Raw genomic sequence first — 14528 nt, forward strand, 5'->3', positions numbered from 1 at the left:
GGCCCGTTCAGGCCCTGCCGAACGCTCGACGCGCGATCTCGACGCCCTGCTCGTCGAGTTGGGTCCACACGGAAGCGGTGAGGTGCGACTCGAGCGCAGCGAGATCCGGGTCGAGCGACACGTTGCGGGCTCCGAGCATCGACCAGTGCCGCGTCAACAGTGGCGCCGCGGGGATCACTCCCTCACGGTCGCCGGGGACCGTGCCGTCGAGCGCACCCGTGAGCAGCGCGAGGTCGAACAGCTGCACCCCGAGTGCGCGCTGGACCTGCACGGCGGCCTCGGCGACGAGGTCACGCCGTCGAAGCGCCGAGAACGCGGTCGCCGCGAGGAGCGCGAGGATCGGGTCGAGACCGTCCTCGTCCAGGGCGGCGGCGGCGAGTGCGTCGACCTCGTCCGCATCGAGTTCGAGGGCGTCCACCCGGGAGGCCGCCGCCAGGAGGCCGCGCAACTGCTCGTTGCGGAAGGACGGGCGCGCGCTGCGCGACCCGACCGCCACGTCGCGCAGCTCCCCCTCGACGAAGGCGGCCCGGGTGAGGCATCGCTCGACGATCGGCAGGATGACGCCGCGTCCGTCGTCGGTCACGGCGAAGACCGAGCCCGCGGCCGCTCGCTCCAGCTTCAGCAGCGCGCCGCGCGAGCCGGGGTCGAGCACCGCGGCGTCGGGAGAGATCGCCTCCGTGAGCGTCGCCCCCTCCAGGCTGAGGACGGCCTCGACGGGAGCGACGAGCCCGTCGGCCTGGCCCGCCCCGTTCGGTGCGGCGACCACCAGCACGCCGTCGGCGAGCTCGCCCACGCCGTCCGCGCCCGGCATCCCGGCTTCGTCGACGGACAGTTCACGCCGCCGCAGAGAGCGGAGCTGCTCGCCCACCGAATCATGGGCCGCGACCTCGCCGGTGTACGCACCGTCGTCCTCGTCCCCGCCGGCACCGGGCATGCCTCCGGGCGACTGTTCCCCGCCGCCGTGCCACTCGAACCGGGCGATCCAGGACTCCTCGGACTCCGGCCGCACCACGGGATTCTGGAAGACGGCGGCATCCACCTGCAGCTCGTCGAGCTTCTTCCCGACGAGGCGCTTGAGCCGCGCGGTGTGACTGCGTCGCGCGCGGACGAAGGCGAATCCCTCCTCTCCCGCGCCGCCTCGCTCGAGGAGCGCGGGCTCCTTGCCGGACAGCACCGACACCATCACCTCGGTGAAGACGCCGCGGTACCGCGGGTCGGCGGCTCCGGGGGCCTTGACCTGGTGCGCTGCGTACCCGAGCTCGGCGCCGAAGAAGATCGCGACCGGGCTCTCTCCCCCGGCCGGTCCCGCGTTGGGGAACACCTCGCTGCCGGTGACGTTCGACATCTCGATTCCGCTGCCGCCGGTGCGGCAGGCATCCGCGATGAAGACGACCTCCGAGACCCCGGCCATACGTGCGAGCTCGACGGTCCCGTGCAGGTTGATGGCCGCCTGCGGGTCGTCGGGCGCGTCGGACAGCAGCCAGTACTCGCTGTAGCGCTGATAGACGCCGTGCCCCGCGAAGTACACGATGAGCTGCCCGATCGTGCCGCGGTCGCACAGAGTCTTGATGGCCTTCCTCACGTCGGCGGCCGTGACGACGCCACCATCGATGTCCGTCACCCTGATCACCGACTCGCGGGTCATCTCCTGCGCGAGCGCCCATTCCTCCATCGCGTCGATGCAGTCGCCGACGGCGGGCAGGTGGTCCAGCCCACCGCTCCTGCTCACCCCGATCAGGACTGCTGCGCGTTCCATTGCTCACTGAACCCTTCGTCGTCGGTCGCAGCGATCGAGTACGCCAGCCGGGCCAGCGTCTCCACGCCGCTCCAGGAGCTCACCCGGTCGCTCGCATCGGCCGGTGGGGCCACACGCACGAGGCCGGGGATCGCCGACGCGTCGCGCAGCACCCGCTCGGGTCGCTGCGCCACGACCCACGCCTCGGGGGCGAACCACTCCTCCCAGTCGACGAATCCGGTGATCGGTGCTCGTCCGTCGGCGAGTTCGACCACCACCGACTTCCGGTCCAGAGAGTCGTCGATGTCCAGCTCGAAGGGTCGAAGAGACGTGTATCGATCGCCCGATCGCACCAGCGCGGCGCGCGCGAGAAGAACACCCCGCACGAAAAGGCGCGGATCCTTCCCCGGTTCCGATAGAGCCGAGAGACTGTCGACCCACTCCGGGCCCATCAGGAGGCGAAGTGTTCGGGAAGCCGGATCGAGCAATGCCTCTGCGACGGCATCCGATCCACTTTCGCTGGGCTCGCCGCCGCCCGCTTCGTCGTTCGGCACGAAGTCTGTACTGAGGATCTCTCTCAGATCACCGATCAAGCCTGTGGCCAGAGGCGACGCAAGCGCCCTGACGGCGCGGTCCCACTCCCAATGCATGAGAGCTCCACTGTCCGCAGCAGGTCGCGTGGACTCGATCTCCGCCCGCACCTCCTCGACCAGCCCGTCGAAGCGGTCGACGATCCGATCCGAGCGGGCGTCGAGCCCCGGATCCTCGTCTCGCTGCCGTCGCAGCATCTCGCGCACGAACACGCGGTTGAGGTCGAACTCCTCCGCGACCAGCGTGCGCGCGAAACGTTCGCGAAGCATCGCCCATCCGCTCGTGGAATCCGCGCTGACGATGTTCACGACCGCGAAAGCCGTGTCGGCCGAGCACGGCGCCATGGCGAGTTCACAACTCGGCGCCAGCGGTTCGGAGAGATCGCGCGCAGATCTCATTGCTCTCTGGTAGATCGCCGCCCAGGTCGCGAATCCGCTCTGCGCGGTATTGGCGAGATCGGATCGCTTCCAGACCTCTGCCCAGAGCCGGCCGGCACCTTCGCCATAACGCGTGTGCATCTCGGCGGCCCAGTTGGGGTACTCGAGAAGATCCTCTGCGCGGCGCGCACGGTCGAAGCACTCGTCGGCCTTCTCGATCTCCCCGAGCGACCCGTACGCGATCCCCCGTAGTGCGTCGAACCATCCTGCGTACTCGTCCGGCTGGGGCTCGACCTGGTCGAGCAGCTCGATCGCCTCGCCGTACCGGCCGCTGTTGAGAGCCGCGTATGCACGCGCGCGGAGCGCCTCGGGCGACGCCGGATCGAGGCGGTCGGCGACGAAGGACGCCGTGTGCATGAGCCCGACGTCGATGAGATCCGCGACGAGACCCGCCCACCGGGCGTCAGAGACGTCGCCCAAGCGGATGGCCGCCACGGTCTCGCCGAGGGCGAGCCAAGGATGCTCGGGTCTCGGGCGCGCCGCGACGCGGTACAACTGCTGGTACACGGCACGAGCGAGCGAGTGAGCCCACGCGTCAGCGAGGGTGATGGGTGAGAGTTCGGCGGCCCGGGCAGTGAGCTCGAGCGCCGCTTCCAGATCGCGCACCGCAACCGCGCGATCCTTCTCGCTGAAGGCGCCGGCCTGGAGTGCGTCGGCGAGACCCCGCATGGTGGCCGCGTCCGTCGGGCGCACCTCCAACGCGCGCTCGAAGTACCCACGGGCCTCGACGCTCATCATCGACCAGAGCGCCCTGTTCCCGGCCGAGCGGAGTTCGTCGGCCAGCACATCGGACGAAGGGTGGGTGGCTTCGGTGATGCGCACCTCCAGATCGCTCGCCGGGACGAGCAGCTCGGGGCGGAGCGCCACCCCGTCGAGCTGCCCGAGCAGCGCCTGGGCACGCTCGAACTCGCGCTCGGCGAAGAGGCGGGTCGCGAGCGCGAGCACGAGCTCCGGGGCGGGCGTCTCGAAGATCATGTCCAGGCGCTCCGCGCCGCCGGCGACGGAGTGCAGGCCGTCGACGAGGCTCTGAATGTCGGCCAGAGCCCGATCTCCGTCGGGATCATCGGCGTCCGCTTCGGACCGCTGCAGTTCGATGTACTCGTGGATCGCGAACAGGTCCGCCACTGCTCCACGTGCCGCCCAGCTCCGCCCGGGGCGATGCGTGCCCACGCTGTGTCGGGCGAGGAACGACTCCGTGGTGACCACCGCACGGTTGAGAGCCGCCTGACTGCCCGTTTCGGCGTAGCCGACGAGGTGTCGCGCCTGTTCGACGAGACGGTCCGCCTGAGAGTCTCCGGCGAGAGCGAGCACCCGCGCCGCGACGACAAGGAGCAGAACCCGCGAGCGGACGGGGTCACGGCCGAATTGCTGCAAACGGCCGAAAACGTGATCGAGATCGGATGCCGCACCCTCGTCGTCGATGAGCATGTCGACGAGTCCGCCGAGTAGGGCCGCCGCGCTCTCGGGATCGTCTCGCGCATACTCGACGGAGAGCTGGAGCGCTGCCGCGCGATCGGGGAGCCAGACCGCCCACGGGGCGAGTTCGACCGATGCCCGCAGCACGCTCCACGCCTCGTCCGCGGCGCCCGCGATCATCGCATCGAACCAGGCCTCGAACCAGCGCACTGTTCCTCGATCGATGTCATCAGCGAGTTCACTCTGCAGCCGGGCAGCGCGCTCGGCGCGACCTCGCGCAGCGAACCGGGAATCCCACTCGGCATGCGTCGCACGTGACTCCACGAGCGCCCCCGCAGCACCCAGGGCCGACGACAGCTTCTTTAGAGACTTCGCAGCGAGGTCCGCGATGTCGACGTCTCGCGCAGTGACTTCCGCGGTGCCCTCGCGAAGCAGCATCGCGATTCTCGCGACGACGTCGGTCACCCCCTCGAGCGCGGCCTCGAGGGGCGCCGGCGACAGCGCGGGCTCGAATCGCGCCGAGGAGGACTCGGCGTCGGACGCCGGCGACTCACTGCGTGATGCCTCTTCGTACTTCATTGGCCGAACTTCCTCGCTCCGACGCTCGGCCCCCTGCGCTGGAACTGCCGGGCAGCCGGCACCGGGGCCTCCGGCCCCTGACCGACCCCATACGCATTGGCTCCGGCCGGGGGCGGCGGAGTGGCCGCCGGCGGCGCCGTGAGCACCCGGACGTTGCCTTCGGCTGTGGTCACGACGCTCACAGCACCGAACGCGGCGTGGTCCTTGCCGATCCCCTCAACCGGCGAGTTCGGCGGGTCGCTTCGCAGGTTCTCCCGTACGGTCTGCACCGCGCGCTCGATCGAATAGCCGAGGTCGAGCGCGGCATAGAACGCCCGGGTGAACATGGTGATGTGGTCGGTCGTCGTCGTATGCTGCGTCAGGATGAGCGCGTGCGCTTCCGTGGGCACCACCGAGCCGTCGGCGCGACGGTCGGGCTCGAAGACGTCCACAAAGGTCGAGAGCATCGGCGGCGCCTCGAATCGAGGCGTGCCCACCTGGAGGACGACCACCTTCGCGCGCGACTCGGCGAGCGCCTTGACGATCGTGCGCCACTGCTTGCGTTCCATCCGCCGCTCCGCGAACTCACCGGGCGCCTGCTCGCCGCCTTGCTCGGGGAAGGCGAGAGCGCCGTCGCTCCACCCCGTGCCGGCGATGTGGATGACATCCCACCCCTCGCGCGCGACCTTGACGAACTCGGGGCCGCTGATGCCGTCGTAGAGGGTGAACTCGATGCGCGGGAAGCTCGAGCTGAGGTATTCAAACAGCGACTCCGCGAACGTCGCGCTGTGCACCCCCTCGATCGCGTTCAGGACAATGAGCACCCTCGCCTCAGCGAGGGCGACGGTCGGGGACTTCTTGCGGTCCACGTAGCGAGCGAACGACCATTCCGGCGAGGTCGCGAGGTTGTCGGCGTACTCCCACGGCATGGTCATCAACCGATCCTTCGACAAGTGCAGCCGAACGATGGGGGGCTCGGCTCTCGGCAGCGCCCTCGCCTTCGCTGCGATCTGCTTCACCAGCAGACCGCTCGCGAGTACCTGGCCGAGCACGCCGACCTGATCCTCGTCCGCGAGGTTTGTCCGGCGCGACCAGTAGTCGACCGCCTCGAGCACTCCCCCTTCGAGGTCTGCCACCGCCCTCGCGGTAGGCGTATCCTTGTCCGCCCCGAGCATGCCCACTGTCCACGCCTGGATCGACGTGCTCGCCGCCGCCGCATCCACCTGCGTCACGTCTTGGAGCTGGATGTCGACAAGCTCAGGCTTCGCCACCTCTGCGTCGAATCGATGACCGTTCTCGTCGCGCTCGAAGTCCTTGAGCTCCATCTGCTTGTACAGGTCGAGCCACGCCTTGACCGCCGGATCCGGGCGATCGTGCAGCAGGCGGAGGTCGTCGATCTCAGGAAGGATGTCGCGGATCGGTACGAAGAAGCCCCCGAGCTGCGTCTGCCGGCCACGCGTCACGCGGACGTACCCGCACACGAAACCATCGGAGGTGACGACAGCGGCTCCCGACATCCCGGGATCGATGCTCTCCCCGGCGATGAGCACATACCGGCGCCCCGCTGCGTCGAAGTTGAACTTCGACCCGATGCCGTAGTTCCGCGTCTGGTACCCGACAGCCTCCTGCGCGGGGAAGCCGCCAACGTACACCACGTTCTCGTCGGCGGGAAGACGAGCGTCGAGGATCACCGCGGTCGCGAGGGGCTCGCCGACGACTTCCAGAAGCGCAAGATCCGGCCACCGATCGGAGGCCGCCCGGCCGGCAAGCTCGTCGTCGGCCGGAAACTTCTGCAGAACCTTCGCGGTGCGAGCGGGACGACCGGGGAACGAGAGCTCCACCTCGTCGCCCTTCTCCCGCTTCTCAACGACATGGCGGCACGTAACGAGCAGCCTCGACGACACCGCGAACGCGGTGCCTTTGTCTGCGCCGGTCGTCACAAGATACGTACTGCTCGCCAGCTGATCCCCGAAATCCTCAAGCTGCATCCGCGCCACTCCTCGACGAGTCGCACCACCCCATTGTTCCGGCCAGTGTCGTGCACTCCGCTATCCGGCGCAAGAGGTCGGGCAAAGCGGCTGACCTTGGGGGTTCGCTACAGCTTCCGCAGTACCTCGGCCACGCCACCGGCCGACACCGACGTGGTGGTCTCGCCCGCGGCATCCCGCACCTCCTGCGGACCCTGCTCCATCGCCACCGCGCGCCCGCCGTTCTCGAGCGCCCACCCGAACATCCCCAGGTCGTTGCGGCCGTCGCCGATCACGAGCACGTGGGAGGGATCGATGCCGAGCTCGGTGCGCACGCGCTCGAGGCCGGTGCTCTTGTCGACGCCCTGCGGGGCGATGTCGAGCCACGCGGTCCAGCCCACGGCGTACGAGACCTCGTTGAGGCCGATGCGGCCGACGAGGTCGACAAAGTCCTGCTCTTGCTGCTCCGGGGCGACGACGACGATGCGGCACACGGGCTGCGCGGCCAGCTCCTCGAAGGAGACGCGCTGGGCGTGCATGAGGTTCCAGTCGTCGAGGTACTCGGTGTACAGGCGCCGCCCGTCGGGCAGCTCGACGAGGTAGCGCGCGTCGGGAAGATGCTCGCGCAGCTGGGTGAGCACCTCGGTGGCGTCGAACGTCTCGACGTGCTCGCGGTCGTAGTGCAGCGCGCCGGCGTCGACGCGCTTGAGGACGACGGCACCGTTGGAGCAGACGACGTACTCGGGCGCGATCCCGAGCATGCGCAGGATGCCCTGCGTGCCCTCCCAGCTGCGGCCGGTCGCGATCATGACCTCGTGCCCGGCGCGCTGCGCATGCGCGACGGCGTCGACCACTCCGGGACTGAGCGACTCGTCTTCGAGGATGACGGTGCCGTCGATGTCCAGCGCGATGAGCAGCCGCTCGGTGACGACGGCCTCGTCCTCGGTGTCGCGCGCGACCCGCTCGACGAGCTTGGCCGCCTTCTTCGGCTTTACGACCTTGATCGATCCCGTCGGGGGCAGATGCGCTTCGGTCACTCGACGGGCTCCATCACCTCGAGGCCGCCGAGGTACGGACGGAGCACCTCCGGCACGACCACCGAGCCGTCCTCGCGCTGGTGCGTCTCGAGGAGGGCGACGATCCACCGCGTGGTGGCGAGCGTGCCGTTGAGCGTCGCGACGTGCTCGGTCTTGCCGCCGCGGTCGGCGGGCAGGCGATGACGGATGTCGAGCCGGCGCGCCTGGTACGTCGTGCAGTTCGACGTGGAGGTGAGCTCTCGGTAGGCGCTCTGCGTGGGAACCCACGCCTCGACGTCGTACTTGCGGGCCGCGCTCGAGCCGAGGTCGCCGGCGGCGACGTCGATCACGCGGTAGCTCAGGCCGAGGTCCTGCAGCATCCGCTCCTGCAGCTCCACCAGACGCACGTGCTCCGCCTCGGCGTCCTCGCGCGTCGTGTAGACGAACATCTCGAGCTTGTTGAACTGGTGCACCCGGATGATGCCGCGGGTGTCCTTGCCGTACGAGCCGGCCTCGCGCCGGTAGCAGGTCGACCAGCCGGCGTAGCGCTTGGCGCCCTTGCCGAGGTCGAGGATCTCGTCCATGTGGTAGCCGGCGAGCGGCACCTCACTGGTGCCGACGAGGTACAGGTCGTCCTCTTCGAGGTGGTAGACCTCGGCGGCGTGCTGACCGAGGAATCCGGTGCCCCGCATGACCTCCGGCCGCACGAGCGTCGGCGGGATCAGCGGGATGAAGCCGGCCTGCAGCGCCCGGTCGAGCGCGAGGCTCATGAGCGCGAGCTCGAGGCGCGCGCCGATGCCCTTGAGGAAGTAGAACCGGCTGCCCGAGACCTTGGTGCCCCGTTCCATATCGATCGCGTCGATCATCTCGCCGAGCGCGAGGTGGTCGCGCGGCTCGAAGTCGAACCGGGGGATCTCGCCGTGCGTGCGCAGCGTGACGAAGTCCTCTTCGCCGCCGGCCGGTACACCGTCGATGACGATGTTCTCGATCTTCGAAAGGGCGAGAGCGGATGCCTCCTCCGCGGCCGTGACGGCGTGCTGTGCCTGCTTGACCCGCTCGCTGAGCTGCTTGGCCTCGGCGACGAGGGCCGCCTTCTCTTCCTTCGGCGCCTGCGCGACCTTCTTGCCGTGGGCGTTCTGGGCGGCGCGGAGCTCTTCGAAGGACGTGATCGCCGCTCGACGGTCGCGGTCGGCGGCGAGCGCCACGTCGACCGTGTCGGGAGACTCCCCCCGGGCCTCCTGCGAGCGCTTGACCAGCTCGGGATTCTCGCGGAGGAGCACAGGATCGATCACCCTGCCAGCCTAGTCGCCGCTCGTGACAGGGCCGCGGGATGCCATCAGTCGTCGTCGAGGCGACCGGAGAGCGAAGCCAACGCGACCCGGTCGGTGAAGAAGCGGGCGTAGATGGCCTCGAGATCGGGGGCGAACCCGTCCACCCGCACCACCTCGCTGCCGAGGTAGGCGAAGATCTCGCTCTCGAGTGACGCCTCATGCCCTCCGACCGACCACTCGATGCTTCGGCGGATCGGGTCATCGATCGCTACGCGCTCGAGCTCCGCAGTGAGCAGCGGACCGAGGCGCACGCGCTCGGCGGAGCTCAAGTTCGCGTACGCCGCGTGCAGCAGTTCGTGCGCGAGCGTCGTAACGGCCAGGTCGGCGGCGCGCGGGTCGGCGGGCTGCGCGACGAAGATGCGGTCGAAGTTCCCCACCGCCACGTAGCAGCCGGTCGGCGGATCGTCGGCGGGGCGTTGGCACGCCTCGGCGACCGCATCGCGATCGACCAGCTGCGGACGGGTCTCGATGAGCAGCTGCATGCCCTCTTCCGTGAGATGAGCCTTCTCGGCGAGCGCCATGACCTCGTCGCTCAGGTCGGCGTAGCCGGGGGCGAACACGTTCCGCACTGCGCCGATGACCGTGCTCGGACCGATCACGACCACAGCGACGAACAGGACGGCGCACAGCGCGGCGGCGGCGCTGCTCCACCGGACCGTCGCCCGCCGTCGGCGCTCCTCCCTCGGCGTCGAGAGCGGATCGTCGGAGTGCCGTCGCCGGGAGTCCGTCGGGCCGGGCTCGAAGAACGTCACGGCAGTACGGTACTGGCTCCGGGGCGCTCGCTCCGGCACCGGGCGGTGTATGTCTCGCGTCCCACTCGCGCCGACCCCGTCCGATCGGCCGACTCCCGGCGCGGCCGTAGGGTGTACGCATGGCGAGCGTGCGGGATCAGGAGCGGTCGGGGCCTGGCGACGAGGCGCTCGACCCTGCCGGGGCTGCCGAACCGGACGGGGTGATCCGCGAGCCTGACGACGTCGAGCCCGATTCGGCCGGCGGCGAGGGCGGCGAGGCCCGGCGGGTCGGACCCGAGGGTGAGCCACGCCCGATGGAGGGCGGGCAGGAGCGACCCGCTCCCAAGGCCGCGCTCGTCTACAACCCGATCAAGGTCGACGCCGACGCGCTGCGCGCGACGGTCCAGCGGCTCTCCGAGGCGGCCGGCTGGTCGGAGCCGCTCTTCTACGAGACGACCGTGGACGACCTGGGCGACGACGTGACGCGGCAGGCGCTGGAGGAGAGCGTCGATGCCGTGCTCGTGGCGGGCGGCGACGGGACGGTGCGCGCGGTGTCGGAGGCGATGACCGGCAGCGGCGTGCCCCTCACGATCGTGCCCAGCGGCACCGGGAACCTTCTCGCGCGCAATCTGCGGCTGCCGCTGGACGGCGGCGACGCGATGGTGCGGGCGACGTTCGACGGCGATCGCCTTCCGATGGACGTCGGCTGGGCCGCCCTCCGGCGCAGCGACGGCACGGTCGCGGAGCACGCCTTCGTGGTGATGGGCGGGATCGGGCTCGACGCCGCGATGATCGCCAACACCAGCCCGCAGCTCAAGAAGACCGTCGGCTGGGTGGCCTACGTCGACGGCGCCGCACGCTCGCTCGCGTCGGCCAAGCCCTTCCGCGTCATGTACCAGCTCGACGGCTCGCGCCTGCACTCCGCCCGTGTGCAGAGCGTGCTGTTCGCGAACTGCGGCTCGCTTCCCGCGGGCCTCGAGCTCATCCCCGAGGCATCCGTCGCCGACGGCGCGCTCGACATCGTGATCTTCCAGCCCAAGGGTCCGCTCGGATGGATCTTCGTGTGGCGCCGCGTCGCGTGGGACAACAGCGTGCTCCGGCGGTTCCGCGCCGGGCGCCGCGTGCTCACCCTGCGCACCAAGGACAACGCCGTGAAGTACTCCCGCGGCACCGGCATCGAGATCGCGACCGCTCAGGCCACGCCGGTGCAGCTCGACGGCGACGAATTCGGCGAGGCCGTGCACGTGCGCACGCGCGTCGACGCCGGCTCGCTGCTGATCACGGTGCCGAAGGGCCACAACACCGCCGGCCTCTGACGCGGCCTCCGCTCGACCACATCCTTCTTCCGTTTGTGCGGGCGGATGACTGCCCGAACCCGGTGTCGCACGCGCATACTCCCGCACGAACCCTCGTCCGTTTGTGCGGGCGGATGTCTGCCCGAACCCGGTGTCGCACGCGCCCTCTTCCGTTTGTGCGGGCGGTTGTCCGCCCGAACCCGGTGTCGCACGCGCATACTCCCGCACGAACGGAAGAGGAGGGGGCGGTTCCTCCCCAGAGCCCGGATCCGGCCGGGATTCGCCGGGATCGGAGAGAGGCACCGAGCGCGGGTCGGCGAAGAGCAGGGTCGACGGATGCCCCGACCCGCACCCCTGCCCGAAGAGCTCTCGCGATCGGGATTCCGTTCGAGCACCGCCCGGCAGCTCGGTGTCTCGCCCGGACGCCTCAGCCGCAGCGACCTGCACAAGCCGTTCCATGGCGTTCGGGTGCCCTCGACCTCACTTGCCCGACTCGGCGAGACCGACATCCGCGGTGCGGAGGACTATTGGGAGCGGCTGCACGCCGTGGCCCTCGCTCGAGTGGATGCTGCGCTCCTCCTGGTCGGACCGCGAACCGTCCTCAGCCACATCACGGCAGCCAGGCTGCTTGAGCTGCCGCTGCCCGTGCGGCTCCAGCGCGATGTCGCGGTGCACGTGTCGGTTGCCCGGCGCGAGGAGCGGCCGCAGATCGTCGGCATCCGATCGCACCTTGCTCCCCGGGATGTGACCTCGGCAATCGAACTCGACGGCCGCCGGATGACCAGCGCCGTCCAGACCTGGTGTGCACTGGCCCCACTGGTCCTCCTGGATGAGCTCGTCACCGTCGGCGATGACCTCGTCCGGCGGATCGACCCGCACTCGACGATGGCTGAGCTCGACGACGCGGTTTCCCGGTCCGCCGGACGTCACGGCGCGAAGAGGCTCCGCGCGGCGCTCGAGCTCGTACGTCCCCGCACAGATTCGCCCAAAGAGACCGAGTTGCGCCTCCTCTTGGCTGACGCAGCCCTGCCGGAGCCGATCGTGAACCACCCACTGTTCGATGTGCGCGGGCATTTCATCAGACATGGCGACCTCGCTTATCCTCGCCACCTCGTCCTGGTCGAGTACAACGGCGAGCAGCATCGCACAGATGATGCGCAGTTCCGTCTGGACACCGAACAGCTCGACCGAATCGTCGCGGCCGGCTGGCTGGTCGTGCAGGTCGTCAAGGACCAGATGCGCCACCCGGCCGGTGTCGCTCAGCGCGTGCGCTCCGCTCTCGTCTCACGAGGCTGGCGTCCCTGACCGGCCGTTTGTGCGGGCGATTGCCCGCAACGGTGTTCCTCCACGCGTGCACACGCCCGCACAAACGGAAAGAAGAGGACGGACGGATGCCGGGGCTCGGCCTCGGCGGGGCCGGGACTGGGGCGCGCGAGCGCGGCTCAGCCCTTGACGGCGCCGCCGAGCCCGGCCGACCGCAGGAACACCGACTGGAACACCAGGAACATCGCGATCGGGATGAGCGTCGCGATCGCGAGCGCGGCGAGGAAGACGTCGAGCTCGGTCTGGGACTGCACGGCGGGCAGGCGCACCGACAGCGGCTGCACGGCCGGATCGGGGAGCACCAGCATCGGCCAGAGGTAGTCCTTCCACGCCGCGATGATCGCGAACACGGACACGACTCCGAGGATCGGCTTGGACATCGGCAGCACGATCGACCAGAACAGGCGGAAAGGCCCCGCCCCATCGGTCTTCGCGGCCTCGAACACCTCGCGCGGCAGATTGTCGAAGAACCGCTTCACCAGCAGGATGTTGAACGCGTTCGCCCCCATCGGCAGCCATACCGCCAGGTAGTTGTTGAGCAGGCTGACGTCGCCCAGCAGCGGCGGGTTGACGATCGTCAGGTACAGCGGCACGAGCAGCACGATGCCGGGGATGAACAGCGTTGCCAGCACGAGCGCCGACAGCACTGGTGCGTACTTCGGGCGCAGCACCGACAGCGCGTAGCCGGCCGTCGTCGCGATGAACAGCTGCGTCACCCACGCGCCGAGCGCGATCACGATCGTGTTCCAGAAGTAGAGGTCGATGTGGATGTCGTTCCACGCCGTCGACAGGTTCGCCCAGTCGATCCCGTTCGGCCACAGCGCGAACGGCTGCTGCAGCGTGTCCTGGGTGGGGGTCACCGCCGATTTCGCGAGCCAGAGGATCGGCCCGAGTCCGGCGATCACGAGCGTCACGAACAGGAAGACGTGCGTGAGCGACATCCCGAACCGCGTGCCCGGGCGTCGGCGCTCGGAGTCCGACACGACCGTGCGGTCCGCGAGGTCGTCGAGGGATTCGCGCTTGCGGCCGCCACCGGCGCCGCGGCGGCCGAGCCACCCGCGAAGCCCCTCGCGCCCCTCGGCGGTGGAGATCGACGTGGTCATGAGGTGCTCCAGCGGTTCGTGAGCTTGAAGTACAGCCAGGACAGGACGGCGAGCACGATCGCGAGGAGCACCGACACCGCGGTCGCCTCGCCGTAGTCGCCGCCGAGGCTGTTGCGGAACGCCTTGTCGTAGATGTAGAGCAGGATCGTCTTGGTCGCGCCCGCCGGACCTCCGCCGGTGAACAGGAACGGCTCGAGGAACACCTGCGCGGTCGCGATGACCTGCAGGATCAGCATGATGAAGAGGATGCCGCGCAGCTGCGGCAGCGTGACGTGCCACACCTTGCGCCAGATCCCCGCGCCGTCGACCTCGGCGGCGTCGTAGAGCTCCGGCGGCACCGAGAGCAGGGCGGCGAGGTAGATGATGATCGACCCGCCCGCGGCTGCCCACGTCGCCTCGATCACGAGGGACGGCATGGCCTGCACCGTGGACTGGATCCAGGGCTGCGGCGGAATCCCGAACCACCCCAGCACGGTGTTGAAGACGCCCGAGGGGTCGGCGCTGTAGAAGAACTTCCACAGCAGCACGGCGACCACGGGCGGGATGACGACGGGCAGATACGCGAGCGCCGAGTACAGGCCCTTGCCGCGGCGCACCTCGCTCATGAGCACGGCCACGAACAGCGGCAGCGGGAACCCGAACAGCAGGGCAAGCAACGCGAAGTAGACCGTGTTGACGACCGCGCGACCGAGTTCGGGATCGCTCATCACCGCGACGTAGTTGTCGAACCCGACCCACTCCGAGACGATCATGTTCGTCTTCTGCAGGCTCATGATCACCGACTGCACGATCGGCGACCACGAGAAGAAGAAGAACACGAACAGCATCGGCAGCACGAACAGCAGGTTCGCGAGCCCGCCGCCGCGGTACCACGTGAGCGGCGAGCGGCGGATCCTTCGCCGCGCCGGCGGCGGGGCGGGAGGGGCGGATGCCGCGGCCGGCCGCTCCGGGAGGGTGGCTGTCATTCGGGGGCCTTCGCTGTGGGTTCTTCCGATTCTGTCCCCGCCCCGCCCCCGCCCCCGCCC

The 14528-nt window shown here is 69.6% G+C and carries 10 protein-coding genes; 2 read left to right on the forward strand and 8 right to left on the reverse strand.

Annotated features, from left to right (window positions below; translation table 11 throughout):
• Window positions 1–7: 7 nt before the first annotated feature.
• The 6 genes from ASD93_RS11415 to ASD93_RS11440 all read right to left on the reverse strand — a co-directional run bounded on the left by ASD93_RS11415 (window position 8) and on the right by ASD93_RS11440 (window position 9803).
• Window positions 8–1756 carry a caspase family protein gene (locus ASD93_RS11415; protein WP_056122449.1) on the reverse strand — a complete coding sequence of 583 codons (1749 nt, stop codon included), beginning with the start codon at window positions 1754–1756 and terminating at the stop codon, window positions 8–10.
• Window positions 1735–4758 (reverse strand): hypothetical protein, encoded by a 3024-nt coding sequence (locus tag ASD93_RS11420; protein ID WP_056122454.1) that lies wholly within the window; start codon window positions 4756–4758, stop codon window positions 1735–1737. Before ASD93_RS11420 ends, ASD93_RS11415 begins: the two co-directional genes overlap by 22 nt.
• Window positions 4755–6725 (reverse strand): S1 family peptidase, encoded by a 1971-nt coding sequence (locus tag ASD93_RS11425; RefSeq protein WP_082569296.1) that lies wholly within the window; start codon window positions 6723–6725, stop codon window positions 4755–4757. Before ASD93_RS11425 ends, ASD93_RS11420 begins: the two co-directional genes overlap by 4 nt.
• A gap of 107 nt (window positions 6726–6832) precedes the next feature.
• Window positions 6833–7741, reverse strand: a complete 909-nt coding sequence (locus ASD93_RS11430) for an HAD family hydrolase (RefSeq protein ID WP_082569297.1) — start codon at window positions 7739–7741, stop codon at window positions 6833–6835.
• Entirely contained in the window at window positions 7738–9012 is a 1275-nt protein-coding gene (gene serS / locus ASD93_RS11435; protein WP_056122461.1) for a serine--tRNA ligase, read from the reverse strand. Before serS ends, ASD93_RS11430 begins: the two co-directional genes overlap by 4 nt.
• A 44-nt stretch (window positions 9013–9056) precedes the next feature.
• A complete protein-coding gene (locus tag ASD93_RS11440; RefSeq protein WP_056122463.1) occupies window positions 9057–9803 on the reverse strand; it encodes a hypothetical protein in 747 nt (248 codons plus the stop codon).
• 119 nt (window positions 9804–9922) lie between these two features.
• Here ASD93_RS11440 and ASD93_RS11445 point away from each other — a divergent pair, with 119 nt between their 5' ends.
• Together ASD93_RS11445 and ASD93_RS11450 are read left to right on the forward strand one after the other, a co-directional pair.
• Window positions 9923–11098, forward strand: coding sequence for a diacylglycerol/lipid kinase family protein (locus tag ASD93_RS11445; RefSeq protein WP_056122465.1), 1176 nt, complete (start codon window positions 9923–9925; stop codon window positions 11096–11098).
• 315 nt (window positions 11099–11413) lie between these two features.
• Window positions 11414–12382 carry a hypothetical protein gene (locus tag ASD93_RS11450; protein WP_056122468.1) on the forward strand — a complete coding sequence of 323 codons (969 nt, stop codon included), beginning with the start codon at window positions 11414–11416 and terminating at the stop codon, window positions 12380–12382.
• A gap of 137 nt (window positions 12383–12519) precedes the next feature.
• Here the strand turns inward: ASD93_RS11450 and ASD93_RS11455 are convergent, their stop codons facing one another.
• Together ASD93_RS11455 and ASD93_RS11460 are read right to left on the reverse strand one after the other, a co-directional pair.
• A complete protein-coding gene (locus ASD93_RS11455) occupies window positions 12520–13503 on the reverse strand; it encodes a carbohydrate ABC transporter permease (protein WP_157536939.1) in 984 nt (327 codons plus the stop codon).
• Window positions 13500–14468, reverse strand: coding sequence for a carbohydrate ABC transporter permease (locus ASD93_RS11460; protein ID WP_200950668.1), 969 nt, complete (start codon window positions 14466–14468; stop codon window positions 13500–13502). The genes ASD93_RS11455 and ASD93_RS11460 overlap by 4 nt, the downstream gene beginning before the upstream one ends.
• Between the last annotated feature and the right edge of the window lie 60 nt (window positions 14469–14528).

It is taken from the genome of Microbacterium sp. Root180, assembly GCF_001428485.1.
GTDB lineage: Bacteria > Actinomycetota > Actinomycetes > Actinomycetales > Microbacteriaceae > Microbacterium.